A 26,251-nucleotide genomic window follows, 5' to 3' on the forward strand; every position below is an offset into this window, starting at 1 on the left:
TGAGCCGTTCGCGGCGTACGGCCCCGACGGCGGCGGCCCTGGCCACGGCTCCGGGGCCGGGACCGGCGTCGGGGCCGCGTTCGGCCTGCCGGCCCAGGCCTCCGGGCCCTCCGCCCGCGCCTCGTACGACACCGCCCGGCCGGACCGCGCGGACCGCACCGAGGCCGGGCCTGGCGAGATCCCCGGACAGGGCACCCACGCCCGCGGCGAGCAGTTCGACTATGCCGCGACGCCCCGGCGCAGCGGCATAGGGGCATGGGCGCGGCGGCTCACGGGCGGCGGCAGAAGCGAACAGGCCTCGGGCCCGGGGGCGGGACGGCCCGGCGCGTCCGGATCCTCCCGCGCCCCGCGCGCTCCGGGCACCCCGCACGATCCGTACAGCTCAACGGCGTACGAGACCTACGAGACCTACGAGTCGTCCGAGTCGACGGCATACGGCGCTTCCGCCGGTTCGTTCGGCCCCTCGGGCGGCTCTCCGGGAACGCCGTCCGGCCCGGGCGGCTCGGAGGGCCCTGCGGCCGGGGGCGGCCATCTGGCGTCCCCCGCCTCCCCGCTCTCGCCCTTCTCCGCCCTGCCGTCCGCGCCCGCGGGCACCTGGCCCGATCCGGCGGCCGTGCTGCTGACCGCGCTCGGCCCCGGGCCCCGGCTCTGGGAGCGCCACGCGGCGCACCCGGAGGCGCTGGTGGTGCGGCTCGGGACGACGGACCGGGCCGATGTGCCCGCCGTGCCGGTGACCGTGGGGCTGCGGGAGGCCGGTTCGCTGGGGCTCGCCGGTCCGCGCGCCCGGCTGGCGGGGCTGGCCCGGGCGACGGTGGCGCAGCTCGCCGCGCTGCACTCCCCGTTCGACCTGGAGATCGTGCTCATCTCCACGGACCGCTCCCGCACGCTGGAGGAGCGGCGACGCGAGTGGGCCTGGCTGGGGTGGCTGCCGCATCTGCGCCCGACGCACGGTCAGGACTGCCGGCTGCTTCTCGCGTACGACCGTGAACAGGCGTCCGCCCGCACGGCCGAGCTGGTGCGCCGCCTCGACGAGGGCCCGCTCGGTCCGGGCTGGCCGAATCTGGACCGGGCCGCCGTGACGGAGGCCGCCCGGGAGCACAAGGGCCCGCACACGGTGGTCGTGCTGGACGGCGACCCCGGTACGGCGGCGCTGCGCGAGACCACGGCCCGGCTGGCCGGAGCGGGTGCGGCGGCCGGGATCCATCTGATCTGTCTGGCCGAGACCCCGGCGGCCTCCCCCACCTCCCCGGTGGCCGCGACGTACGACGCCGCCTGCCGGGCCTCCATCGCCTTCCGCGAGTGCGGCGCGGTGGCGATGCTCAGCGGTGACGTCGCCACGGCGTTGCGCCTGCTGCGCACGGCGGGCGGACAGGCCGCGGGGCACGGCACTGTGGCCGCGGTGGACGCGGTGTCGGCGGCCTGGGCCGAGCGGTTCGGGCGGGCCCTGGCGCCGCTGCGCGAGGAGGGATCGGCCGCGCTGGCGGGCCGCCCGACGTCCGCCGCGCTGCCGCCGTCCGCCCGGCTGCTGGACGAGCTGGGCCTGGCCCGCGCCACACCGGCCTCACTGATGGCCCGCTGGGCGTCCACGGCGGAGGCCCAGCCGGGCGCCTCGGCCCCCAGGGCGGCAGCGGCTTCCCCGGCCGCCCGCGCGGACCTGGACAGCCCCGGCTCCGGCCGCACCCTCAGCACGGGCCCCCGCGTAGGCCCCCAGCGCACCGCGAGCACCCCCCACCAGCCCGATTCCGGCCACACGCCCTACCCGGCAGCGGGCACCCCCGACTCGGGCCGCACCCCGTACCCCGGCACCTCCGACTCCGACCGCACCCCGTACCCGGCCCGGGACGCGTACACCCCGTACCCGCCCCTGGACACCCACGGCTCCGGCCGCACGCCCTACCCGGCAGCGGGCACCCGCAACCCGGACCGCGCCCCGTCCCCGGGCACCGGCACCCCCGACTCGGGCCGCACTCCCTACCCGCCCCTCGACGCCCGCGACCCCGGCGCGGCTCCGGCCGCCGCACCCGGGCACGCCGTGCACGCCGGGCGGCCGGTGCTCGTGCTCGGGGCCGGGCCCCGGGGGGCCCTGAGCGTCGATCTCGCCGACGAGGGGCCGCATCTGCTGATCGAGGGGCCCCCGGGCAGCGGCCGCACCGAGCTGCTGCGGGCCGTCGCCGCGTCGCTCGCCGCCGCGGCCCGGCCCGACCGCCTCGGCATCCTGCTCGTCGACGGTTCCGGCGGTGAGCGGGGCGAGCGCGGGGAAGGGCTGCTTCCCTGTACGGAGCTGCCGCACGTCTTCACGCACCTGGTGGCGTCCGACCCGGTCCGGATGCGGGAGTTCGCGCAGGCCCTGGGCGGTGAGCTGAAGCGGCGCGCCGAGCTGCTGGGCGACCTGGACTTCGCCGAGTGGCACGCGCGCTACGCCCGGCACGAGCAGCAGGCCACCCCCCGCGTCGTGGGCCAGCGGCCGCCGAGCGGCGCCGAGTGGGGGGGTGACCTGGAGTCCCCGGCCAGCGGCACCCTGCGGCTGCGCCCGGCCGCCGCGCGGTCCGCGGACCCGGGGCCGTCCCCGCTGCCCCGGCTCGTCGTCCTCGCCGACGACTTCGACGCGCTGGTCGCCCCCGCCCTCGGCAGCCCCGGACGCCCCGCCGCCGGTTCGGTGGTGCGGGCCCTGGAGGCCGTGGCCCGGGACGGCGGGCGGCTCGGGGTGCACCTCGTCGCCACCTCCGCGCGCCCCGACCGCACCGAGGACACCGAACTGGCCCGCGGCGCCCGGCTGCGCATCGTGCTGGACGCCCCCGTGCTGCCGCCGTCCCCGGACGAACCGGCCCCGGGACGCGGCAGACTGGGACACCCGGACGGCCGGGTGACGCCGTTCCAGGGGGGCCGGGTCACCGGCCGTATCCCGCGTACGGCGACACTGCGCCCCACCGTCGTCCCGCTGGAGTGGGAGCGGATGGGCGATCCGCCGACCCGGCGCCCGGTCCGGGAGCTGGGTAACGGGCCCACCGACCTGGCGTTGCTCGCCAGCGCCCTGGAGCGCGCGGCCCGTTCCGTGAACGCCGAGCCGCTGCCCGGGCTTGTCCCGTTTCCGAACTGACCTCTCTGCTGACGCGACGTCACGAGGCGGTCACGATCGTCGCGTTGGGCCCGACGGCGGTATTGCGGGGCCCGTGCCCCGGGCGTAGGACTGTGCGCACGGACGACGGCGTCCGGGCACACGGACGTGACCGGGCGCGTACGGAAGAGACGGGGCAGGCATGCGCACAACCTTCTCGATACGCAGGGCCGCGCTCGTGTTCGCGACGGTCGGCGCGCTCGCGCTCACCGGCTGTGGAAGCGACGACGGCGACGGCAAGAAGAAGTCGGGCGACGGCTCCGGCCAGGGCACGGACAACGCGCCCACGGTCACGCTGCCGAAACTGGACGGCGAGAGCATCTCCGTCGCCGCGGTCTGGACGGGACCGGAGCAGGCCAACTTCACCAAGGTGCTGGACGAGTTCGAGAAGCGTACGGGCGCGAGCGTCACCTTCGTACCGGCACAGGACCCGATCATCAACTTCCTGGGCACCAAGATCAAGGGCAGGCAGCCGCCGGACGTGGCGATGATCCCGCAGGTCGGGGCCGTACAGCAGGCGGTCGCGAAGAAGTGGGCCAAGCCGGTCGGGCCCGAGGCGCAGGCCCAGCTCACCAAGAACTACGCGCAGGTCTGGCAGGACCTCGGCGCGGTGGACGGCACCCAGTACGGCGTGTACTTCAAGGCCGCCAACAAGTCTCTGATCTGGTACAACGCCGCCGCGTTCGACAACGCGGGGGCGAGCGAGCCGAAGACCTGGAAGGACTTCCTGTCCACGGCGGAGACCGTCTCGGCCTCCGGCGTCACCCCGGTCTCGGTCGGCGGCGCGGACGGCTGGACGCTGACCGACTGGTTCGAGAACGTCTACCTGTCCCAGGCGGGCCCGGAGAAGTACGACCAGCTGGCGAAGCACGAGATCCCGTGGACCGACCCGTCGGTGAAGGACGCGCTGTCCACGCTCGCCGAGTTGTTCGGCAGGCCGGAGCTGATCGCGGGCGGTGCCGACGGGGCGCTCCAGACGGAGTTCCCGACGTCGGTGACGCAGACGTTCACCGGCGGCGACCAGCCCAAGGGCGCGATGGTCTTCGAGGGTGACTTCGTCGCCGTCAACATCGCGCAGACCGAGGCGAAGATCGGTACGGACGCCAAGGTCTTCCCGTTCCCGGCGGTCGGTGCGGACTCCCCCGTGGTGACCGGCGGCGACGCGGCGATCGCGCTGAAGGACACCAAGGGCGCGCAGGCGTTGCTGACGTGGCTGGCCTCGGCCGACGCGGCGAAGATCTGGGCCGGGGCGGGCGGGTTCATCTCCCCGAACAAGGCCCTGGACCTGAAGGCGTACCCGAACGAGGTGCAGCGCACCATGGCCGAGGCGCTGGTGAAGGCCGGTGACGACGTCCGGTTCGACATGTCCGACCAGGCCCCGCAGTCGTTCGGCGGGACGCCGGGGGCGGGCGAGTGGAAGATCCTCCAGGACTTCCTGAAGAACCCGAAGGACATCGCGGGGACCCAGAAACAGCTGGAGTCCGCGGCGGCCAAGGCGTACAAGAGCTGACGCGGTGGCGACCACGAACGCGGAGGGTGCCGGTGCGGCGCCCTCCGCAGACACGGACCCGCGCCCGTCCCCGCCGCCGCCGTCAAAGACCCTCAAGAGTGTGACGGCCACCCGCCGGGCCGTCGCGGCGGTGTTCCTGCTGCCCACGCTGGTGCTGCTCGGCGCGCTGGTGCTGTATCCGATCGGGTACTCGGTCTACCGGTCGTTCTTCGACCAGGCCGGTACGGGCTTCGCCGGGATCGACAACTACACCGCGCTGTTCACCGACGACACGATCCTCACGGCGGTGAAGAACAACGCGATCTGGGTGGTCTTCGCCCCGACGGTCGCCACCGCACTCGGGCTGATCTTCGCGGTGCTGACCGAACGCATCCGCTGGGGAACCGCGTTCAAACTGATCGTCTTCATGCCGATGGCGATCTCGATGCTGGCGGCGGGCATCATCTTCCGGCTGGTGTACGACCAGGCCCCCGAGCGCGGGGTGGCCAACGCGGTCGCGGTGAGCGTGCACGACATGTTCACCGAGTCCGCGGGCTTCCCGAAGGCACGCCCGCTGCCCGTCCACCCGCTGGAGGAGGGCGACGGCGGGACCTTCGTGTCCAAGGAGCCGATCCGGGCGGGCCAGCCGCTGCGGGTGCCGCTGGTCGGTGTGGCCCCGGCGAAGATGCCGGGCGACGCGCGGCCGGCCGAGGGCGCCCCGGCGGCGTCCGGCGACGGAATCAGCGGCACGGCCTGGCTGGACTTCACCCGGGGCGGCGGCGGAAAGCCCAACGTCGTCGACCCGGAGGAGCTGGGGCTCAAGGGGCTGAAGGTCGAGGCGGTGAGGGACGGGAAGGTCGTCGCCACGGCCACGGCGCGCGCGGACGGTGTGTTCACCCTGCCCGCCTCGGCGGACGGAGCCCGACTGCGCCTGCCCGCCGACAACTTCCGCGAGCCGTACAACGGTGTCGACTGGCTCGGCCCGTCCCTCGTGACACCGGGGATCATCGGCAGTTACGTGTGGATGTGGGCCGGGTTCGCGATGGTGCTGATCGCGGCGGGCCTGGCCGGTCTGCCGCGCGAACTCCTGGAGGCGGCCAGGGTGGACGGCGCGAACGAGTGGCAGGTGTTCCGCCGGATCACCGTGCCGATGCTCGCGCCCGTCCTGGCGGTGGTCCTGGTGACGCTGATGATCAACGTGCTGAAGGTCTTCGACCTGGTGTTCATCATCGCGCCGGGCTCCTCCCAGGACGACGCGAACGTCCTGGCGCTCCAGCTGTACCGGTCCTCGTTCGGCACGGACGCGGACCTGGGGATCGGCAGCGCGATCGCGGTGCTTCTGCTGCTGCTGGTGATCCCGGTGATGCTGTTCAACATCCGCCAGATGCGGAAGGAGGGGCGACGATGAGCGGCACACCGACGGTGAGCACCCTCGAAGCGGCCAAGGCCAGGCGGCCCCTCGGCGCGCGCGTCGCCGCCCTCCTCGGCGGCGGGGTCATGCGGGTCCTGCTGATCCTGGTGGCCCTGTTCTGGCTGATGCCGACGATCGGCCTGCTGCTGTCCTCGCTGCGCGGACCGCAGGACATCGCGGCGACCGGCTGGTGGAAGATCTTCACCGCCCCGTCCGAGCTGACCTTCGAGAACTACCAACGCCTGCTGGACAATTCGACGATCACCGGCTCCCTCCTCAGCACCATCATGATCACTGTGCCGTCCACCGTCCTGGTGGTGGTGATCGGCTCGCTCGCCGGATACGCCTTCGCCTGGATGGACTTCCCCGGCCGCGACTGGTGGTTCCTGCTGGTGGTCGGGCTGCTGGTGGTGCCGGTGCAGGTCGCACTGATCCCGGTGTCCGAACTCTTCGGCACCATCGGGATCTTCGAGACGACGCTCGGGGTCGTGCTGTTCCACACGGCCTTCGGACTGCCGTTCGCGATCTTCCTGCTGCGGAACTTCTTCGCGGAGATCCCGCGCGAACTGCTGGAGGCCGCACGGCTCGACGGGGCGGGCGAGATCCGGCTCTTCACCCGGGTCGTGATGCCGCTGGGCGGTCCGGCGATCGCCTCGCTCGGGATCTTCCAGTTCCTGTGGGTGTGGAACGACATGCTGGTCGCGCTGATCTTCGCGGACTCAGGATCGCCGCCGATCACTGTGGCGTTGCAGCAGCAGGTACGCCAGTTCGGCAACAACATCGACGTGCTCGCGCCCGGCGCGTTCATGTCGATGGTGATCCCGCTGGCGGTGTTCTTCGCCTTCCAGCGGCAGTTCGTCAACGGCGTCATGGCGGGGGCCGTCAAGTAGGCCGGAAGAACGCCCAAGTCCGCACATCCGTACGTCAATCCGAAGCGGCCCGGCTCCCCGGAACCGGGCCGCTTCGCCGTGCGCGTCCCCCGATTGCCGCGTCCGGCGTAACTCTGTCATTCCATCCGACGTTTGAGGTCTGCCTGGTTCCCGCGAACGAACGACCCATGGATGTGTAGTGCCCCGGTTCTCCGTCATCGTGCCCGCATTCCGGGTCCAGGCGTATCTGCACGCGTGTCTGGATTCCGTGCTGAGCCAGTCCTTCAAGGACTACGAGATCATCGTGGTCGACGACCGCTCCCCCGACGCCTGCGGTGCGATCGCCGACGAGTACGCCCGCCGGGACCCCCGCGTCACCGCCCTCCACCTGCCCCGCAACACCGGTCTCGGCCCGGCTCGCAACGCCGGGATGGCGCGGGCGAGCGGCGACTACCTGATCTTCCTCGACGGCGACGACACCCTGCTGCCGGACGCGCTCCAGGCCATCGCCGACCGGATCGGGGCGACCGGCGAACCCGACGTCCTGATGTACGACTACGCCCGGACGTACTGGTCGGGCCGCAGCGTGCGCAACGTCCTGGCCGCCCATCTCGACGAGAGCGGCCCGGCCTCCTTCCGGCTCACCGACCGCCCCGAGCTGCTGCAACTCCTCATGGTCGTCTGGAACAAGGCGTACCGCCGCGCGTTCGTCGAGGCCGAGGGCTTCGCCTTCCCCCCCGGCTACTACGAGGACACCCCCTGGACCTACCCGGTGCTGATGTCGGCCGGGTCGATCGCGGTCCTGGACGCGGTCTGCGTCTCCTACCGGCAGCGGCGGCGCGGAAACATCCTCTCCACCACCAGCGAGAAGCACTTCGACGTCTTCGACCAGTACGACCGGGTCTTCGCGTTCATCGACTCCCGCCCCCCACTGGCTCCCTGGCGGCCGGTGATGTACCGGCGGATGCTCGACCACTACTCGGCCCTGTTCGCCTCGCGGGACCGGCTGCCGCCGCACAGCCGGGCCGCGTTCTTCCGCCGGGCGACCGCGTCCTGCCGCCGCCATCACGCGCCCGGGGCTCCTGCCCCCCGCCGCGCGCTGCTGCGGCACGGGCTGATGCGGCTCGGTGCGCGGCGCACCTACCGGACGCTGTCGGGGGCCCAGCGGCTGGGCGGGCGGCTGCGGCGGGGCTCGGCCGCGGTGCGCCGGGCGGTGCGGAGTACGGCGCACCAGGTGCACTACCGCGTCCAGTTGCGGCTGCCGCTGCGCTCCCGGTACGCGGTGTTCGCCGCACGGGGGAACCGGGGCTTCACGGGCAGCCCGGCGGCGATCGAGGCGAAAGCGCGCGAGCTGGTCCCGGGGCTGCGGACGGCATGGATCTGTCGCCCCGTCGATGCCCACACCGTGCCCACCGGCACCCGGCACCTCGCGCCGGACACCTTCGCCTACTGGACGGCACTGGCCCGCTCCGCGTACCTCGTGAACAACGCCCCCTTCGACCGCCGGCTGGTCAAGCGCCGGGGGCAGATCCTGCTCCAGACCCACGAGGGCACTCCGCTGCGGACCGTGGGCACCGATCTCCTGGACCGGCCCGCCGCCGCCCGGGGCACCGACTTCGAGCAGCTGCTGCGCTCCGTGGACACCTGGGACTTCTCGCTCTCCGCGAACCCGCACGCCACCCTCGTACGGGAGCGGGCCTATCCGTCCGCGTACACGACGCTGGAGTACGGCTCCCCCAGCAATGACGTCTATCACCGCACCGGCCCGGCCGATGTGGCCCGGCTGCGCGAGACGCTGGGAATCCCGGCGGGCAGTACGGCCCTGCTGTACGCCCCGGAGCACCGCGACTACCGGCGGGCGCAGCGGCCGGTGCTGGATCTGGAGCGGCTGATCCGGGTCCTGGGCCCGCGGTTCGTCATCCTGGCCCGTACGCCCCACCCGGTCGCCCCCGGCTGCGGCCGCCGTACGCCGCATCCCCGGATCATCGACGTCGGCGCCCACCGGTCCGTCGAGACGCTGGCCCTCGCCTCCGACGCCCTGATCACGGACTACGCGTCGCTGATGTTCGACTACGTCAACCTGGACCGCCCGGTGGTCCTGCACCTGGAGGACATCGAGGCGTACGAAGCGGCACGGGGCACGTACTTCGACATCACCGCGTTCCCGCCCGGCATCATCGCCCGCAGTCAGGACGAGCTGTTCGACATCTTCGCCACGGACCACTGGCGCGGCTCCCGCTCGGCGCAGCTGCGGGCCGCCTTCAGGGCCCGGTTCTGCCCGTACGACGACGGGTACGCCGCCGAGCGCGTGGTGCGGCGGGTCTTCCTCGGGGAGACGGACGGGCTGCCGCTGCCGGTGCCGTCCACGGCTCGCCGGACGCCCGGTGCGCTGCCCGCGCAGGAGAAGAGGGCCCGGTCCTGGGCCCAGGAGCTCCCGGCGGGTTCAGCGCTCCAGGGACGCTGAACCGGTCCGCGCCCGGCAGCGCTCAGTTCTCAGCGCTCCAGGAACGCGAACAGCTCCTCCCAGCGGCGCAGCGTCTCCGGCTCGGAGAACCGCTGCGCCCCGGACCGCGCGCGAGCGCCCATCGCGTCGCGCAGCCGGGGGTTGCCGGTCAGCCGCAGCAGCCGGTCGGCGAGGGCGGCGACGTCCCCGGCGGGGGCCAGGAGCCCGTCCTCACCGTCCCGGACGATCTCGCGGACGCCGGGCGCGCAGTCGAAGGCGGCACACGGCAGACCGCAGGCCATCGCCTCCAGCAGCGCGAGCGGGAAGCCCTCGCCGCGGGAGGACTGGACGAAGACCGAGGACTGTGCGAGGGCACGCTCCACATCGTCGGTGCGGCCCATCCACTCCACGGACCCGTCGAGCCCGAGGTCCGTGCACTGCTGCTTCAGCGCGGCCTCGTCCTCCCCCGCCCCGTACACGCGGAGCTTCCAGTCGGGGCGGGCGGGTGCGACCAGGGCCCAGGTGTCCAGGAGCAGGTCGATGCCCTTCTGGTCGCTGAGGCGGCCGATGCTGGCGACGGTCCTCGCGGTGCGCGGGGAGGGCACGACGGGCAGCCGGGAGAGGGCGTTGGGCAGGAAGCCGACGTTGTTCATGCCGTCCCCGGCCCACTGGTCGGCGTCCTCCTCGGTGAGGACGAGCCAGTGGTCGAGGTCCTTGTAGTGATTTCTGATCCAGCGGTAGCGGTGGCTCGCGCGGGAGTAGTCGTAGGACTCGTGGCTCATCCCGATGACCCGCAGCCCGGTGGTGTCGGCCTCCCCGACCCACTCCATCGCCCAGACCTGGGTGACGATGACGACCGCGCCGGGTCGGGCTGTCGCGAAGAGTTCCGAGAGCCGCCCGACCGCCTGCTTCTTGGCGGCTGCCCGGGCCGCTTCCCTGCGGCGGGTGGGGATGCGGAAGCGGTCGCGGATGCCGTGGGGCGTCCAGGGGGTCGGCGGGTGGGACGGGTAGAGGGCGGTGACGGGGTGGGCGGGCTGCTCGGGCAGCGCCATCTTGAGGTCGGAGGCGTGGATGCCGATGGTGTGGACCCGGTGGCCCTGGCCGGCGAAGAGGCGGGCGGTCTGGTGCATCCAGCCGGTGACGCCGCCGAGTTCGTCGGTGCTGTTGGAGACGATGAAGATGTCGCGGCTCATCGGCCGGCCCCCCGGTCGTGGTCGGTGATGTGGCGGGCTCCCAGGGCGTCCCGGGAGCCCGGATGGCCCGGGGAAAACGGAGGACCTGGGGAAACTGGGGGCCCGAAGACGGCCGCGACGGTCCTGCGGGCCGCGTCGCCCTCGTCGTAGATCCCGAACTCCGACGCGAAGGCGTCGCGTTGAGCGGCGTGGCGCGTCTCGGTCTGCTTCAGCTCCGCGAGGACGGCGAACAGCTCGTCCTGGGTCTCGGCGACCGGGCCCGGGGCCTTCTCCCGCAGGTCGAAGTAGCTGCCGCGCTCGGCCGCGTACGTGTCGAGGTCGGGGGCGAACAGCACGATCGGCCGGTCGAGCAGTGCGAAGTCGAACATGATCGAGGAGTAGTCGGTGATCAGGACGTCGGTCAGGGCGAGGACCTCGCTGACGTCGTGGTGGCTCGATACGTCGACGACGGTCCCGGGCGGACAGAGCGGCAGCCGCGCGGTCTCCAGGTAGTGGGCCCGGACGAGCAGGGTGTGGGTGTCCCCGAAGCGCTCCGCGAACTCCCGTACGTCCAAAAGGAGTCGGACCCTGCGCTGCTTGCCGGGGCCGCCCCGGAACGTCGGCGCGTACAGCACGGTCTTCTTGTGGTCGTCGAGCCCGAGCGCCCCGGCGAGCGGCGGGCGCGGCAGCCGCCCCTGGGTCTCGGACCGGGCGCGCTCGGCGACCAGGGCGTCGTTGCGCGGGTAGCCGGTGCGCAGGAGCCTGTCCTCGGGCAGCCGGTAGGCGCGGGCGAGGGTGCGCACGTCGTGCTCGGAGCGGACGAGGAAGTGGTCGAAGCGGTGGACGGCCTGCTGGAGCCGCTCGCGCTGCGGGGCGTTCTGGAGCCGCACGCGGGTCTCGTCGAAGCCCATCCGCTTGTACGCGGAGCCGTGCCAGGTCTGGAGGTAGGTGGTGTGGGCCGGCTTGCGCAGGGGGAGCGGGAAGCCCTGGTTGTCGACCCAGTACTCGGCGCGGGCCAGCGCCCACAGATACCGCCAGGACCAGCGGCGTACGAGGCGGGCGTCGTCCGGGAAGCCGTCCGGGGAGGGGTCGTAGGACCAGGTGGCGTGCAGCTTCAGGCCCTGGCGGCGGATCTCCTCGTACAGGGCGCGCGGGCTGTCGCCGTAACAGGTGCCCATGTGGCTCTCGAAGACGACGGAGCCCCGGCGGACGGGAAGCCTGGTGAGCCAGGTGTTGTGGACGGAGGTCTTGAAACCCCGGGAGCGGTAGCGGCCCAGGCGCTCGCGCAGGGTGCGGACGAGGAGCTTCACCTTGCGGGCGGGCCGGAAGTGCGTGGCGTAGCGGATCAGCCGGTGGGTGGTGCGGGCCGGGCGGCGGCGTGCGGTGAGGCGGAGCGCGAGGTGGTCCTTGACGGTGATGTAGGGCTCCCAGGTGTCCCCGGCGAGAGGCCCGAGGCGGGGCCGGGCGGCGAACCGGAGCGCGCCCGCCACCTGGTCCTGCGGGGCGAATGGATCGCTGACGGAGCGGGGGCCGTCGGGGCCGTCGGCCTGTACGGTCAGCCGCGCGTCCCACGCCGTGTCGCGTACGCCGACGGGGCGCAGGAGGCGTGCGATGTCGGCGCGCGCCCGCCAGGTGATCCCGGTCCCGTCGTGCCGCACCTCCTCGACCGGGAACGCGACGGCGCGCGCCCCGCCCCGGGCCCGGAACTCCAGGGTGGCGGTGAGCGGCGCGTCGGGGGCCGGTCCACTGTGGCCGGGCAGCACGAGGCGTCCTTCGAGCAGCAGGAGGCCGCCGTCAGAGGCACATCGGGTGAGCCGGTTCATCAGCCGCTGCTCACCGAACCCGCGGTACTGGTGGCCGAGTTCGGTGACATCGACCGGGCACCGCTCGTCCCACCGCACCCGCCCGTCCGGCCCTGTGACGAGCGGCGCGCACACGGTGGCGGGCCTGCTCAGCGCGTACGCCGCCGCGAGGACCCCCTCCTCGTCGCCCCGGGCCAGCAGCCGCACCGCGACCCGCTCAAGCGGGGGCAGGGTCGGGCGGTCCGGCGGGAAGGGGCCGGTCAGGGCGCGGGCGGCGGCTGCGGCGGCCCTCTCGCGGCGGGCGGCGGGCAGCCGGGGGAAGGACCGGACGAGCGGCACCAGATGGTCGCGGGCGAAGGCTTCCTCCCGCGCCTCGCGCAGTTCGGGCAGTCCGCGCGCGACGAGGGTGTTGGCGACCCTGCGGTGGGCCTCGACCAGGGCGGTGAGGTCGCGGGCCCGGTCCGGGACGGCCCGCCCGGTGACGATCAGGCGGCGCACCAGGGCGATCCGGCCGACCGCGGCGGCGGCGAGCGGGCCGAACAGGATCTCGCCGTGGGCCAGGTCCTCCTCGTATCGCAGCCCGTGCAGCCGGACGGCCTCGCGGCGCAGGCAGAATCCGGTCACCAGGGCGTCCCTGACGACGAGTTCGGGGGCCTCGGTGAAGCGGGCGAGGGTGCGGGAGCGGGCGTACAGCTCGCCCTGCCAGGACGGCTCCCGTTCCTTGCCCATCTCGTCGGCGGCCCGGCTCCAGCGGCCCGCGACCAGGTCGGCCCGGCTGCGTTCGCCCGCCTGCCAGAGGTTGCGGCAGGCGTGCCGCTGAAGGCGTTCGCCGGTGGCGAGCACCAGGACGTACCGGCCCGTCACCGCGTCCAGGCCCGCGTTGCGCAGGGCACCGGTGGTACGGACGGCCGGGTCGGCGTGGACGAGGCGGACGCGGTCGGGGGCCCGGTCGGCCAGGGCGCGGGCGGCCGTGCGGGTGGCCGCGTCGGCGGTCGAGGCGAGGACGACGACGGCCTCGGAGGCGCGCAGCGACTGGCCGAGCACGGAGTCCACGGAGGCGCGCAGGGCTTCGGCCCCTCCTCTGCCCCCGCCGTCGCCGCCGTCCCCGCCCCCGGTGATCACACAGCTGAAGTCGCTCACGACTGCTCCCCCTTGAGCATCCGGTCGACGACGCGCGCGGCCGCACTCCCGTCGTCGAGGTCGCAGAACGCCTCCCGGAACCGTTCGTACGCCTCCCGGTGCCCGGCGGTGGCGGCCTCCGGCTCGCGCAGGGCGGCCACGATCCCGGTGGAGTCGGGGATCAGGGGGCCGGGGGCGCGGCGCTCGAAGTCGAAGCAGAAGCCGCGCAGGGTGTCGCGGTAGTGCGCCAGGTCGTAGGCGTGGAAGAGCATCGGGCGGCCGGTCTGCGCGAAGTCGAACAGGATCGAGGAGTAGTCGGTGACCAGGACGTCGCTGATCAGAAGCAGTTCCGCGACGTCCCAGTGGCGCGAGACATCGCGGACGAAGGCGGTGTCCGGGACGCTGCCGCCGACGAGGTAGTGGCGGCGCACCAGCAGGACGTGGTCGTCCCCGAGGGCCCGGCGGGCCTCCTCCAGGTCGAGTCGGAGGTCGAGCCCGTAGCGGCCGCCCTGCTTGGGCCGGTCCTCGCGCCAGGTGGGGGCGTAGAGGATCACCCGCCGCCCCTCGGGGATCGCGAGACGCTCCCGTACGGCAGCGGCGATCTTGGCCCGGTCGGGGGCGTGCAGGAGGTCGTTGCGCGGGTAGCCGCACTCCAGCACCTCGCCGGTGTGGCCGAAGGCACGGCGCAGGACGGGGGTGGAGAAGCTGTTCGGGGAGACGAGCACGCTCCACTGGGCGGCCCGGTGTTCCATGGAGGCCATGTAGGCGGTGTCGGCGTAGGGGGTGCCCGCGAGGTCGCGGCCGATGCGCTTGAGCGGGGTGCCGTGCCAGGTCTGGACGACGCACTGGCCCTGGGCCCGCTCGAACCACTCGGGGAGCTGGGTGTTGGTGACGATCCACCGGCTGCGGGCCAGCGCCTCGTGCCACTCCGCGCTGTGCAGCCCGACGGGGCGGACCCCGTCGGGCACGGCCGTCTGCTGGTCGCGTACGACCCACAGATGCTCGATGCCCGCTCTCCTGTCGGCCAGTTCGCGGTGGATGGCGCGGGGCGAGTCGGAGTACTGCCGTCCGTCGAAGCTGGAGTAGAGGACGGCCGGGCGCAGTCGGTCGGCCGAGGTGACGCGCAGTGCGGCGTACCGCTCGCGCTGCACGCGCTGTCCGTAGGCCCCTCTCTCCTCGGCCGCCAGCGCACTGCCGGACTCCAGGACGAGCCGGTCGTGGTAGCGCCGCTGGAGGGTGAAGTCCCGCCCATGAACGTGCTGTTGCCGGGGCAGGGTGTGGTGCAGGGAGGTCCTCAGCCGCAACGGCCGGTAGGCCTCCGCATCACGCTCCCCCGGCTTCCGCAGGAACGGATACCACCGTCCCTCGGCCAGCGGCAGCGGTCCGCCGGGTCCTTCGACGGCGGCGGGTGCGAGCACGGCCCGGAAGCGGTCGCCCTCCCCTCGCTCCAGTGCGACGACGGCCTCCTCGTGGTGGCCGCTGTGGCGCAGGACCAGTTCGCGGGGGCCGCCGGCGGGCTCGGGGAACGTGCCGGTGAGGGTCAGCGACGCCTCGCCCCACTCCACGCCGGTGACGACGGGCTGCACGGCCCGGTCGGTGAGCACCAGGTCGCCGGAGGGGTTGGGGGCCGCGTACAGCTCACGGCCGCCGGGCAGCGGGTAGCGCCCGTCCTCGCCGTCGGTCCGGGCGGCGACGGTCAACGGCCTGTTCTCGCCGATGAGTTGAACGCCCCAGATGTCCTCCTCGCCGCGGAAGGCACTGAGCGGGATGTCCGCCGCCCGGGAGCCGAGCGAGCCGCGCAGGGCGAACTCCCGGGTCTCCTTGGTGCGCCACTCGGTGAGCCGCAGGGCTACGGGCCCGGCGTCGCCGAGGACCTTCACCTCCAGGCGTACGGCGTCCTCGACCGCCGACTGCCCGGTCAGGACGGCGGCGACGCGTTCGGTGCGCAGCTCCAGCTTGTTGCCGGACAGGACGGGGACGATACGGGTCCGCTCGTCGGTGTACGTCACGGCGGGCGGGGCGGGGGTGCCGACGAGCCGCATGGGGCCCCGGCGCGGACGGCCCGCACCGATGACGACGACCTCCGGCTTCCACGTTGCACGCCCACCGCTGCCCGTGCCCTTGGCCGTGAGCCTGCGCGGGTCGACGACGGCCTCGAATCCGGCGCGGTCGTAGCGGTGGAGGGAGCGGCCGGAGCGGGCCGTGGCCTCGTCGCCCGGGACCGGACGCGTCCGCAGCGGGATCATCCGCTTCCCGGACCGCAGCCACCCGAGCCGCACCGGGCCGCCGGGGGCGTTGCGCACGTAGGCGTATCCGGTCAGACGGAGCAGCCCGTCCCGCCACACGGCCTCGGTGAGGTGGGCGTGGACGGGGAGGTCGGCGGGGGTCAGCGCGGTCGTGGCGGGCGGCAACGGAGCCTGGACGGCCGGGTGGTGGGCGCGGGGGCGGAGCAGCCCGCGCACATGGAAGGTGTCCCGGTCCTTCTTCTCGTCGGCGAGGAGGGCGAGGAGTTCGGCGAGGCGGCGTTCGCGGATGAGCTGCCACTTGACCCTGAGGTGCAGGGGCAGTTCGGTGAGGACGCCGGGCTCGACGGTGGCGGCGAAGGCGCCCGCGTGGTCGAGGAAGGCCTCGTGGAACTCCGCGTCGCCCTCCGGCAGGGCCTCGATGAACAGCCACAGGTCACCGGAGAGCGCGTGGGCGTCGTAGCGACGCTTGGCCTCGGCGGCTCCTGCCGCGCCCGGCCGTTCGGCGAGGAATCGGCTGACGGTGGTGACGGCGGTGACCCGGTCCCGGATTCCCTTGGGCACGGCCCGCCGGGTGGTGATGGAACCGTCCCGGTCCCGCCAGTGGTAGACGGGCTCCTCGACGACGTCGACCGAGCGGGCCAGGAAGTGGGCGGGCAGGACGACGGCGATGTCCTCGTACAGCACCCCGGTCGGGAAGGCGAAGGCGTGTTCGTCCCAGAAGGACCGGCGGAAGACCTTGTTGCAGGCGATGCGGTCGCCCAGCAGGAGCCAGTCCCGGGTGACATGGGTGGCCGAGCGGGCCTTCTCCATCGGCCTGCGGTACATCGGGGACTGCTCCAGCTCCCCGTCGGCCCGCAGCCTGAGCACGTTGCCGGTCGCGAAGTCGGAGCCGGAACGGTCGAGTTCGGCCAGCATCCGGGTGTAGGCGCCGGGCGGGACGAGGTCGTCGCTGTCGACGAACGTCAGGAACTCCGCCTCGGGATCGGCCTCGCGGACCCCGGCGTTACGGGCCGCGCCGAGCCCGGCGTTCTCCTGCCGGACCAGCCGGAACCGGGGGTCCCGGTCCGCGAACTCCTGGGCGAGCGCTGGCCCGTTGTCGGTGGATCCGTCGTCGACGAGGACGACCTCCAGGTCCTCCATGCTCTGTTCGGCGAGCGAGGACAGGCAGGCACCGAGGTAGTCCTCGACGTTGTAGAGGGGGACGACGACGGTGAGACGGGGTGCCATCGCAGCGCACGATCCTTTCGGGCGGACGGCATCAGGGGGTGCCGGTCGAGGGGCGTTGAGGGGCCATGGGGTACAACCCGCACCGGGGGGACCGGTCACCCGAGGGGGCCCATTCGGGTGACCGCGAGGGCGGGGTCACGCGTACGGGGGCGCGCCGGTGACGTGTTCGAGCCCCGTACCGGGAGGGGCACGGGGCTCGGTGCTGCCGTGGGGTCCGGCCTCAGGGTTTGACGGCGATCCGGCCCTCGTCCATGCGCAGCAGCAACAGCGGCTCGCCGGTCTTGTCGAGGAACTCGTCGACTGCCTGGCGCGATCCCTGCCAGTAGCCGTAGTCGTCGATCAGGAGGATGCCGCCGCTGACCAACCGGGAGTACAGGTGCTCCAGTTCATGCTTGGTGGAGGCGTACCAGTCGGTGTCCAGGCGCAGAATCGCGATCTGTTCGGGGGCCTGCTCGGGAACGGTGTCCTCGACCCGCCCCTGCACGTAGTGGATGCGCTCCTCGGGATAGGGCACATGGCCGAAGCCCTCCTTGACGTCATCCAGGGACGCGACGGCCCAGATCGGCCGGTCCTTGCCCTGGGCGTCCAGCAGCTCCTGGGCCGGGCGGCCGTCGCGGCGCAGGTCCTCGGCGGTGGGCGGGGTCATGCCCTCGTACGTGTCGAAGAGGTACAGCTCGCGCTCGGTCTCGCCGACGGACAGCAGGGTCCGGGCGCAGGCCTGCATGGAACCGCCGCGCCAGACACCGCACTCGACGACGGCTCCGGGGATGTTGTGGCGGGCGATGTGCCGGGTGGCGAGGATGAAGGCGTTGAGCCGCTCCGGCGAGGTCATCGAGTAGGGCTTGACCGCCCGGATGATGTCCTTGGCCTCGTCGTCGTAGTCCTCCGGGAACGCGAGGTCCGGCTTCTTCGCCTTGGGCTTCGGCTTCGGGGCCGGGGCCGGGAGGGGGTCGGCCGGGGCCGGGGCCGGGAGGGGGTCGGCCGGGGCCGGGGCGGGGTCGGCCGGGGCCGGGGCGGGGTCGGCCGGGGCCGGGGCCGGGAGGGGGTCGGCCGGGGCCGGGGCGGGGTCGGCCGGGGCCGGGGCGGGGTCGGCCGGGGCCGTACGGGCGGCGGGCACTGTGACGCGCCTGAGCTGATATCCGGTGAGCTGCTGAAGGACGCCGTTGACGGCGTTGCGCCAAGCCATGCCCCGGGACAGTACGCGCGGTTTGCGCGACATGTCATTTTTCGTCAACCTGCCATTGATCCCTGTTCCGGCGCCTGTTCGGCTGCGGGGGCCTGTTCGGGGACGGGCGCGGCCTCCTGGGTTCCGGCGGTTACGGGGGCGGCCCCGGTCCTGCCGCAGCGCTCGCGGCCGTCCAGCGGGCGGGGCAGCGGGACGCCGTCCACGCCGCCGACCCGGTTCGCCCACCAGACCGCCAGCTCCCGCACGGCGAACATCGTCAGCCGGGGGTAGCGCTGCGGCTTGCGGAAGACACCCACGGAGTCGCCCCAGTAGGCGGCCTTCCTGTCGATGGCCCGGTAGTCGTGCCAGATGCCTTTGTGCGGCGGGAAGTCGGTGTAGGCCTCGCGCAGTTCGAGCCGGGAGTGAGCGGCGAGCGCGCGGAACCCGTCGGGGTAGTAGCGCCAGCAGTCCTGCGCGTCGTGGACGTGGCCGCGCGAGGGGGCGGTGATGAACGCGTGACCGCCCGGCTTCAGAACCCGGGCGATCTCCAGCATCGACGTCCAGAAGAACGGGATGTGCTCGAACGCCTGCCCGGAGAGCACGACATCGGCGCTGCTGGACGGGGCGGGGATGCGGTACGGCTTCTTCATCACGGCGTCCACGTTGGGCCCGGCCTGCACATCGACCCCGAAGTAGTCGATGGAGTGCCCGGCCAGCAGCGCCCGGTGGGTGCGGGTCTGCTTGCCGGAGATGCGGGAGCCGAGGTCGACGACCCGGTAGGTGCCGGACGCGGACCCTTCGGCAGGCCCTCCGGCAACCCCTCCGGCAGGCCCTTCGACGGGCAGGTACTCCTTGATGCAGAGTTCCATCTGCTCGTAGGCGGACCGGTGCATGGGCGTCTCCCAACATGGCGGGGCGAGCGAACTGTTGGGCACAACGACCACGCGAGGCGGAGGAATCGGCGGGGGGAGCGCGCCTTGAGCCATCCGGGTGGCGGGGGCCCACGTCACCCGAGCGGCGCGAAGAACCGCCGTACCACGCGTTCGGCCGCGCGCCCGTCGTCGTACGGGCAGAACCGCTCCCGGAACGCGGTGCGCAGCGCGGCCGAAGCCGGCGAGCGCCACTCCCCCGTCCGGAACACCTCGGCCAGTCGGCCGGAGGTGGTGGTGACGGTGCCGGGGGTGTCGCCGGGTCGGCCGGAGAGCAGGTCGAAGTACGTACCGCGCGTGGTCCGGTAGGCGTCCCAGTCGGGGGCGTGGACGATGATCGGGCGGTCCAGGCAGGCGTAGTCGAACGTCAGGGACGAGTAGTCGGTGATCAACGCGTCTGCGGCGAGGCAGAGTTCCTCGACGCGGGGGTGGGAGGTGACGTCGATGACCCGGCCCCCTTCCGGCCCGGCGATCCCGGCCGACCGCCCGTAGAAGTAGTGAGCGCGGACCAACAGCACGTACTCCGGGCCCAGTTCGCGCGCCAGTCGTTCCGGGTCGAGGTCGGGGACGAAACCGTCGCGGTAGTCGCGGTGGGTCGGGGCGTAGAGCAGCGCGGTCTGCCCCTCCTCGATGCCGAGTCCGGCGCGGATCTTCGCGATGTCCTCGGTGGTGGCGGTGAAGTAGACGTCGTTACGGGGGTAGCCGAGGTCGAGCCGTTCGTAGGAGGCGTCGTTCGGGGCAGGGTAGACGCGGTCCCAGACCTCGGTGCTGTGCGGGTTGGCGGACAGGCTGAAGTCCCACTGGGCGACATGGGCGAGGATCTTGCCGAAGTCGGTCTTCCGGGCGAGGGCGGGATAGGCGCGCTGGTCCAGGCCCATGGTCTTCAGCGGGGTCCCGTGGTGGGTCTGGAGGTAGCGCTGGCCGGGGCGCTTGGTGAAGCCGCCGGGGAAGCTGGAGTTGTTCACCAGGTAGGTGGCGGTGGCCATCGCCCGCCAGTAGGGGCGCGAGCCCTCGATGACGTACGGCACACCCGGCGGCATCCGGTCGCGGTGCCGGGAGGAGACCACCCACAACCCCTCGATGTGCGGGGCGAGTTCGCGGGCCCGGGCGTGGATCGCGGCGGGGTTGCAGGCGACGCCCCGGTTCCAGTACGCCCCGTAGACGGCGAGGTTCGGGTCGAGCGGGCGGTGAAGGTCGGTCCGGTAGGCGGCCCGCATCACCTGGCGACGGACGAACCGCTTCGCGGACGCGGCGGACAGGGCGGGCGCACGACGGGGCATGGGAGCCGAGGGTAGTCGCGGCCCGGCGCACCCGGCCGCCCGCGTTCACCCGTTCGGGGCAGCGCCGGTGACCCCGGGGCCCACCCTCGGTTGACCAGGACATGAAGCCACCACTCCTCAGCGTCGTCGTCCCCGTCCACAACGTCGAGGACTACTTGGAGGACTGCCTGCGCTCGGTGGCGGACCAGAGCCTCGAAGCGATCGAGGTGGTCATGGTGGACGACGGTTCGACGGACGGCAGCGCACGGATCGCGGCGGAGTTCGCCGCCCGGGACGACCGCTTCCGGCTGGTCCGGCAGGAGAACGCGGGCCTGAGCGCGGCCCGCAACACCGGCGTCCGGCACACCACCCCCACCGTGCCCTACCTGGCGTTCGCGGACAGCGACGACATCGTCGTGCACGACGCGTACGAGCGGATGACGGCCTCGCTGGAGTCGACCGGCTCCGATCTGGTGACCGGCAATGTGTGGCGGCTGACCGGGCAGGGGCGGCAGCAGGCCTGGCAGTACCGCTGGCTGACCGCCCCCCGCCCCCGTACCCACATCACCCGGGACCCGCGTCTGCTGGCCGACCGGGTGGCGTGGAACAAGGTGTTCCGGCGGTCCTTCTGGGACGCGCACGCCTTCGCCTTCCCCGAGGGCAAGCTGTACGAGGACACCCCCGTGATGATCCCCGCGCACTATCTCGCCGGGTCCGTCGACGTCCTGCACGAGCACGTCTACTACTGGCGGGTGCGGGAGGGCTCGATCACCCGGCGGCGTACGGACGTCACCGGCGTACGGGACCGGATCGCCGCGTGCGAGCAGGTCAGCGCGTTCCTGGGCGGCCGGGACGCGGCGCAGCGGCAGGCGTACGACGCGTCCTGCCTGCGCGACGACTTCGGGTACTTCCTGGACGGCCTGCCGATGGGCGGCCAGGCGTACCGGGCGGCGTTCCTGGAAGGGGCCGGGGCGTTCCTGGACCGGGCGGGCAACGGGGTACTGGAGGGGCTGCCGGTGGAGCTGCGCATCAAGTGGTCCCTGGTGCGCGAGCGGCGGCTGGACGAACTGCTGGCGGTACTCGCCTTCGAACGGGCCAACGGGGCGGGCGTGTTCGCCGTGGAGGGCCTGCCGGGGCGGCGGAGGGCGGTGTACCCCGGCGTGCGTGGCGCGAGCGCCCGGCTCGCGCGTACGGACATCCCGGCGGTGGCCCGGCTGCTGGAGGCGCGCTGGGGCGCGGACGGGAAGCTGCGGCTGCGCGGGTACGCGTATCTGCGCAACCTCCCGGCCGGGTCGGCGCGGCAGCGGGTCGCGGTGGGGATGGTCCGGGCGGCGGGCGGGGGCCGTCAGGTGCGCGCGGTGCCGACGCGGTCCGTGCGTGAGCCCGAGGCGACGGTGAACTCCGGTCAGGAGCTGCACAGTTACGACCACGCGGGCTTCGAGATGGCCCTCGACCCGGACCGGCTGCCCGCGACGGCGGACGGCGGTTGGCTGGTCGGCCTGGTGCTCGCCGGGCGCGGGACGGTCCGCCGGGTGGCGGTGCGCGCCCCGGACGCGGGCGCGGACCAACCGCTGGTGCACGACCTGGGCGACGGGCGGCGGGCGGTGCTCGACTACCGGGGCGGCCGGCTGCGGCTGACGGTGTCACGGCTGCGGGCGCTGGCGGAGGCACACGGTGCGGTGGAGGCGCACGGTTCGGCGGAGGGGGCGGGCACGCTGGAGCTCGTCGTCCGGGTCTTCGGCGGAGCGGCCTCCCCCACGGCTCTGCTGCTGGCACGCGAGGGGGCCGAGGAGCGTTCCTTCCCGGTGGAGTGCGGGGCGGATGGAGTGGCTGCGGCGGCTGGGGCCGGCGGGAGGTTCACGGTACGCATCCCGCTCGCCGGACTCGCCGCCGTACCGCCCGCCCCGCACCGCGCGCCGCGCGAGGTCGAGGCGGAGACCGGGGCGCGCTGGCGGGCCCGGCTGCTGCTCGCCGACGGCACCCGCGTACCGCTGCCCGCCGCCCCGGGCCTGCCGCCGCCCGCGTGCGCGGACGCGGCGGGGAACCTGGTGCTGGATACGGCGGGGGTGCCGGTCGCGGACCGCGTGGAGGTGGTGGGTGATGCGCGGGGAGCGAAGCCGGACGTGTCAGGGGCGGTGCGGGACGCGCGGGGAGCGAAGCCCGACGTGTCAGGGGCGGTACGCGTCTCGGGGACGTACGGCGGCGTCCACGGCGCCGGTCCCGCCCGTCTGCTCCTCTGCCACGAGACGCTGCACGAGACGGTCCCGGTCGCGGAGGCGGCCGTGGACCGCGCGACGGGCCGGTTCTCCGCGCTGATCGTCCCGCCGCTCCCCGAGGGCCGCTGGGGCCTCCGGCTGGACGGTCACCCCGTGCGCGTCCTCACCTCGCTCGCCGCGCGCCTCCCGCGCGGTGACGGGGCCCTCGCCCCGGAGCGGCGCCACGGCGACCGGCTGACCGTCGTCGCGGGCCCCGCGCTCCCGGTCGCCGAGCGGAGCGCGTACGGCAGGCGGCTTCTGCGCGCCGCGCGCTACCGCGACCGGCGCACATCGCCCCTCCGCGACACCGTCCTCTACGCGGGCGGCGACTCCCCGCGCGCCGTCCACGCCGAGCTGGTGCGCCGGGGCACGGACGCCGAGCACCTGTGGGTCACCGGGACCGCGCCCGGCCGCATCACGCACGTCCCGCCGGGCGCGACCGCCGTCCCCGTGCACAGCCCCGCCTGGTACGAGGCGCTGGCGCGCTCCCGCCGGATCGTCACGGACGAACAGCTGCCCGCGTGGTTCGAGCGGCGCGCGGGGCAGACCGTCGTCCAGACCTGGCACGGCACCCCGCTCGGCCGCTTCGGCACCGGCCTGGCGGACACCCTGTACGCCGACCACCAGTATCTCGCCACCCTGGCACACCGTTCGGCCCAGTGGTCGGTGCTGGTCTCCCCCAGCCGCTTCGCCACCCCGTGGCTGCGCCGGTCGCTCGCGTACGGGGGCGAGGTGCTGGAGGCCGGTTCGCCCGCCAACGACGTGCTGTTCCCGCCGGACCGGGACAAGGCCGCCGAGGAGGTACGGCGGGAACTCGGCATCCCGGCCGAGCACCGCGTCGTGCTGTACGCCCCGACCTACCGCGACCAGCTGGCCCACCCCCCCTCCGCGTCGCCCGACCGCACGGCCCCCGGCCCGTACCGCTGGGACCCGGCGCTCGACCCGCACGCCCTGGCACGGGCACTCGGCCCCGGGCACACCGTGCTGGTCCGTCGGCACCCCCGGGTCACCGGCGCCGCACAGGACGGGCCCGGCGTGCTCGACGTCTCCGGGCACCCGGGGGCCGCCGGGCCGCTCCTCGTCGCCGACGTCCTGGTCACGGACTACGCGGGGCTGATGTTCGACTTCGCCCTGACGGGCCGCCCGATGCTCTTCCACGCGTACGACCTGGAGCACTACCGGGACACGGTGCGCGGGTTCTGCCTGGACTTCGAGACCCGGGCTCCCGGGCCGCTGCTGGTCACGACGGACGAGGTGGCGCAGGCGCTGCGCGACACCGGGTCGCTGGCAGCCCGGCACGCCGACGCGTACGAGAGCTTCCGCCGCGACTACTGCGACCTGGACGACGGGGGCGCGGCGGCCAGGGTGGCGGACCGGCTGCTGGCGGACTGAGGGCCGTCCCGTCATCCCTGGTGGATCACGGACTCTCCCGCCGTACCCGGTGGGTCAGCGCGCGGCGTCAGGTGCGGTGCATCGCAGGCTGGAGGGACGTCCGCGTGCGGGATGTGTGCGGGCGTTCGGCAACGCGGCGCGGTGCCGTAGCTGTCGTCGCGCGCCCGCCGGGGATTGCGGGGCGGCCTTTGGACACCTCTCGTCGGGAACCGGCACCCGGAATCCCTCGGACGAGTGGCGGCGGGGAGAGCGGGGCCGCCGCACGGAACCCATCAGATGTGTCCCTCTCCCCCACGACCTCCGTCCCGTCCGACCTCCCGCCCTCCGCCGCGCCCGACGGTGCCGCCGCGGCCCGGCCTCCCGTGTGGCTTTCGCCGTATCTGCTGCTGGGCGGTCTGCTGTGGGCCGTGCTGTCGGCCGCCGCCTGGCAGGCGCCGCTGTGCTGCGAGGCGGGGCTCCAGGCGGCGGTCGTCGAACGGCTGCGGGTGAACCTGCTGCACCCGGCGTTCCCGACGACGGACCTGCCCGCGGTGGCGAGCTCGCACTACTCCCCGTACGCGCTCGTCCAGGGGCTGGCCGCCCGCGCCGCCGGATTCTCCGGGGCGTCCGTCGTGGCGCTGGCCGCCTCGGTCAACCTGCTGCTCCTGCTCACCGGGATCGGGCGGCTCACCCGGCTGCTGACACCGAACCGCTGGGTGCCGGTCCTCCTGCTGGTGCCGTTGGCCCTGATCCACTGGGCGGACCCGGCCCGGTGGAGCGCGCCGGGCACGTTCGCGGTCGCGGTCACCCTGCACCTGTGGGCGTGGACCGGTCGCACGGCGGCCCGCGTTCCCCGCCCGGGCGCCCCGAAACCGGGCCGGGTACCCCGGTGGGCCGAGGCGGCGGGCATCGGCGTACTGCTCGGGCTCGTCCTGCTGGTCCACCCCCCGACGGCGATCGGCGCGGCACTGGGGTGCGTCGCCCTGATCGCGGTCCGGACGCGGACCCGGGTCCGGCCGACCCTGCGGCGGTGGGCGTTCACGGCGGTGTGCGCGGTGGCCGTGGCGTCGCTGTGGCCGTACTACAACGGGCTCACCGCCCCGCGCACCCCGCCCGGCGGCCGGACCACGTCCCCGCCGGAGGCCGAGGGGGTGCGGGCGGCCGGGGAGCCGTACTCCTGGGCGACCGCGTACGTCCCGGCGGGCGAGGTGGTCCTGACGGACAGCCGCCCCGCGATGTACGCGCTGGCCGGGCACGGGGCGTACGTACTGGCCGACGCGCTGCCGGACGCGGGGCTCGCGGCCGCGGAGCGGCGTGAGCGGAGCGGCGCGGTGGCCGCGTACCTGGACGCGTCGACCCCGCAGGCCCGGCGGGACCGGATCACCGCCCGGTACGGCGTGCGGTGGCTGCTGCTGACCCGCTTCCAGCGGCTGCCGGAGAACGCGACGGTGCTGGCGTTCAGTACGCGCACGGGCGAGGTACTGGCGCGGGTACCGGGGCGCTGAGACCGGCCCTTGGCCGCCTCGGCGGTCGCCGCACCTCAGGTCCGCTTCTACGCGGCGGGGGCCGGGAAGCTCCCCGGTCTCCGCTCAGGCCTGCTTCAACGCTCAGGCCTGTTTCAGCGCGGCGACCGCCGAGGCGGCCAGGTCGTCGAGGTAGCCCTTGGGGAGCTCGCCGCGGACGACGACAAGCCGCCAGTAGAGCGGCCCGACGATGAGGTCGAGCGCCCGGTCCGGATCGCTGCCCTCGGGCAGTTCGCCCCGGGCCACCGCCTCCCGCACGACGACGGCGGCGATGCCCTGCTGCTGGTCCAGCAGCGCGGCCTTGATCGTCTCGGAGATCTCCGGATTGCGGGCCGCCTCGACCAGCAGGTCCGGGATGACCTGCGAGGCGACCGGGTGGCGCAGGGCGTAGGCGGCCAGTTCGAGGACGGCGCGAACATCCCCGTACAGCGAACCGGTGGCCGGGGCGGGCATCCCCTGCGCGGCGACGGCCGCGACGAGGTCGAGGACGAGGGCGAGCTTGGACTTCCAGCGGCGGTAGACGGCGGTCTTGCCGACCCCGGCGCGCCGCGCGATGCCCTCGATGGACATCCGGGCGAACCCCACCGCCGCGAGCTCCTCGAAGACGGCGGCGCGGATGGCGTCCGTCACGTCCTCGCGCAGGACGGCGGCGCCCGCGGGGGCTCGGCGACGGGTTCCCCGTTCGGTGCTCATGGCCCGCATGATAGTCGGCCACGACGAAACGGTTGCGTTGCGACGTAAGGACGTCCTACTCTCGGCGTTACGACGATACGGTCCCGTCCCAACGATGGCGTCCCTACGGGACCGTGCCGTTCCGCTCCTTTCCGCCCCTCCCGCTTCCGTCGAAAGTGATCGT

14 protein-coding genes are annotated in these 26,251 nt (G+C 73.8%); 7 read left to right on the forward strand and 7 right to left on the reverse strand.

The window, feature by feature from the left end; all coding sequences use genetic code 11:
- From CIB93_RS25665 to CIB93_RS25685, 5 genes are all read left to right on the forward strand, one after another.
- The coding region (locus CIB93_RS25665) for an FtsK/SpoIIIE domain-containing protein (protein ID WP_257002355.1) at positions 1-3,097 on the forward strand (3,097 nt) is incomplete at its 5' end.
- Between the two features lie 160 nt (positions 3,098-3,257).
- Complete coding sequence (locus CIB93_RS25670) at positions 3,258-4,625, forward strand: ABC transporter substrate-binding protein (protein ID WP_096630191.1); 1,368 nt, start codon at positions 3,258-3,260, stop codon at positions 4,623-4,625.
- A gap of 100 nt (positions 4,626-4,725) precedes the next feature.
- On the forward strand, positions 4,726-6,012 hold the full coding sequence (locus CIB93_RS25675; protein ID WP_096630232.1) for a carbohydrate ABC transporter permease: 1,287 nt from the start codon (positions 4,726-4,728) through the stop codon (positions 6,010-6,012).
- Positions 6,009-6,905 (forward strand): carbohydrate ABC transporter permease, encoded by an 897-nt coding sequence (locus CIB93_RS25680; protein ID WP_096630192.1) that lies wholly within the window; start codon positions 6,009-6,011, stop codon positions 6,903-6,905. The genes CIB93_RS25675 and CIB93_RS25680 overlap by 4 nt, the downstream gene beginning before the upstream one ends.
- 178 nt (positions 6,906-7,083) lie before the next feature.
- The gene (locus tag CIB93_RS25685; protein WP_096630194.1) at positions 7,084-9,348 is read left to right on the forward strand and encodes a bifunctional glycosyltransferase family 2 protein/CDP-glycerol:glycerophosphate glycerophosphotransferase; all 2,265 of its coding nucleotides are present in this window, start codon (positions 7,084-7,086) and stop codon (positions 9,346-9,348) included.
- A 29-nt stretch (positions 9,349-9,377) separates the two neighbouring features.
- Here CIB93_RS25685 and CIB93_RS25690 read toward each other — a convergent pair whose 3' ends face one another.
- The 6 genes from CIB93_RS25690 to CIB93_RS25715 form a co-directional block, all read right to left on the reverse strand.
- Positions 9,378-10,520 carry a glycosyltransferase gene (locus CIB93_RS25690; protein WP_096630196.1) on the reverse strand — a complete coding sequence of 381 codons (1,143 nt, stop codon included), beginning with the start codon at positions 10,518-10,520 and terminating at the stop codon, positions 9,378-9,380.
- Positions 10,517-13,441, reverse strand: coding sequence for a CDP-glycerol glycerophosphotransferase family protein (locus CIB93_RS25695; RefSeq protein ID WP_096630197.1), 2,925 nt, complete (start codon positions 13,439-13,441; stop codon positions 10,517-10,519). The genes CIB93_RS25690 and CIB93_RS25695 overlap by 4 nt, the downstream gene beginning before the upstream one ends.
- Positions 13,438-16,893, reverse strand: coding sequence for a bifunctional glycosyltransferase/CDP-glycerol:glycerophosphate glycerophosphotransferase (locus CIB93_RS25700; RefSeq protein ID WP_096630199.1), 3,456 nt, complete (start codon positions 16,891-16,893; stop codon positions 13,438-13,440). The genes CIB93_RS25695 and CIB93_RS25700 overlap by 4 nt, the downstream gene beginning before the upstream one ends.
- Positions 16,894-17,113: 220 nt before the next feature.
- Complete coding sequence (locus CIB93_RS25705; RefSeq protein ID WP_096630200.1) at positions 17,114-18,112, reverse strand: TylF/MycF/NovP-related O-methyltransferase; 999 nt, start codon at positions 18,110-18,112, stop codon at positions 17,114-17,116.
- Between the two features lie 11 nt (positions 18,113-18,123).
- The gene (locus tag CIB93_RS25710) at positions 18,124-18,951 is read right to left on the reverse strand and encodes a methyltransferase domain-containing protein (RefSeq protein ID WP_096630201.1); all 828 of its coding nucleotides are present in this window, start codon (positions 18,949-18,951) and stop codon (positions 18,124-18,126) included.
- A 113-nt stretch (positions 18,952-19,064) separates the two neighbouring features.
- Positions 19,065-20,204 (reverse strand): CDP-glycerol glycerophosphotransferase family protein, encoded by a 1,140-nt coding sequence (locus CIB93_RS25715; RefSeq protein WP_096630233.1) that lies wholly within the window; start codon positions 20,202-20,204, stop codon positions 19,065-19,067.
- A gap of 164 nt (positions 20,205-20,368) precedes the next feature.
- Between CIB93_RS25715 and CIB93_RS25720 the strand changes: the two genes are divergently transcribed.
- Positions 20,369-23,893 carry a CDP-glycerol glycerophosphotransferase family protein gene (locus CIB93_RS25720; protein WP_096630203.1) on the forward strand — a complete coding sequence of 1,175 codons (3,525 nt, stop codon included), beginning with the start codon at positions 20,369-20,371 and terminating at the stop codon, positions 23,891-23,893.
- 278 nt (positions 23,894-24,171) lie between these two features.
- On the forward strand, positions 24,172-25,377 hold the full coding sequence (locus CIB93_RS25725; protein ID WP_096630204.1) for a hypothetical protein: 1,206 nt from the start codon (positions 24,172-24,174) through the stop codon (positions 25,375-25,377).
- A gap of 102 nt (positions 25,378-25,479) precedes the next feature.
- Here the strand turns inward: CIB93_RS25725 and CIB93_RS25730 are convergent, their stop codons facing one another.
- On the reverse strand, positions 25,480-26,088 hold the full coding sequence (locus tag CIB93_RS25730) for a TetR/AcrR family transcriptional regulator (RefSeq protein WP_179500248.1): 609 nt from the start codon (positions 26,086-26,088) through the stop codon (positions 25,480-25,482).
- Between the last annotated feature and the right edge of the window lie 163 nt (positions 26,089-26,251).

It is taken from the genome of Streptomyces sp. WZ.A104, from assembly GCF_002382885.1.
Classification (GTDB): domain Bacteria; phylum Actinomycetota; class Actinomycetes; order Streptomycetales; family Streptomycetaceae; genus Streptomyces.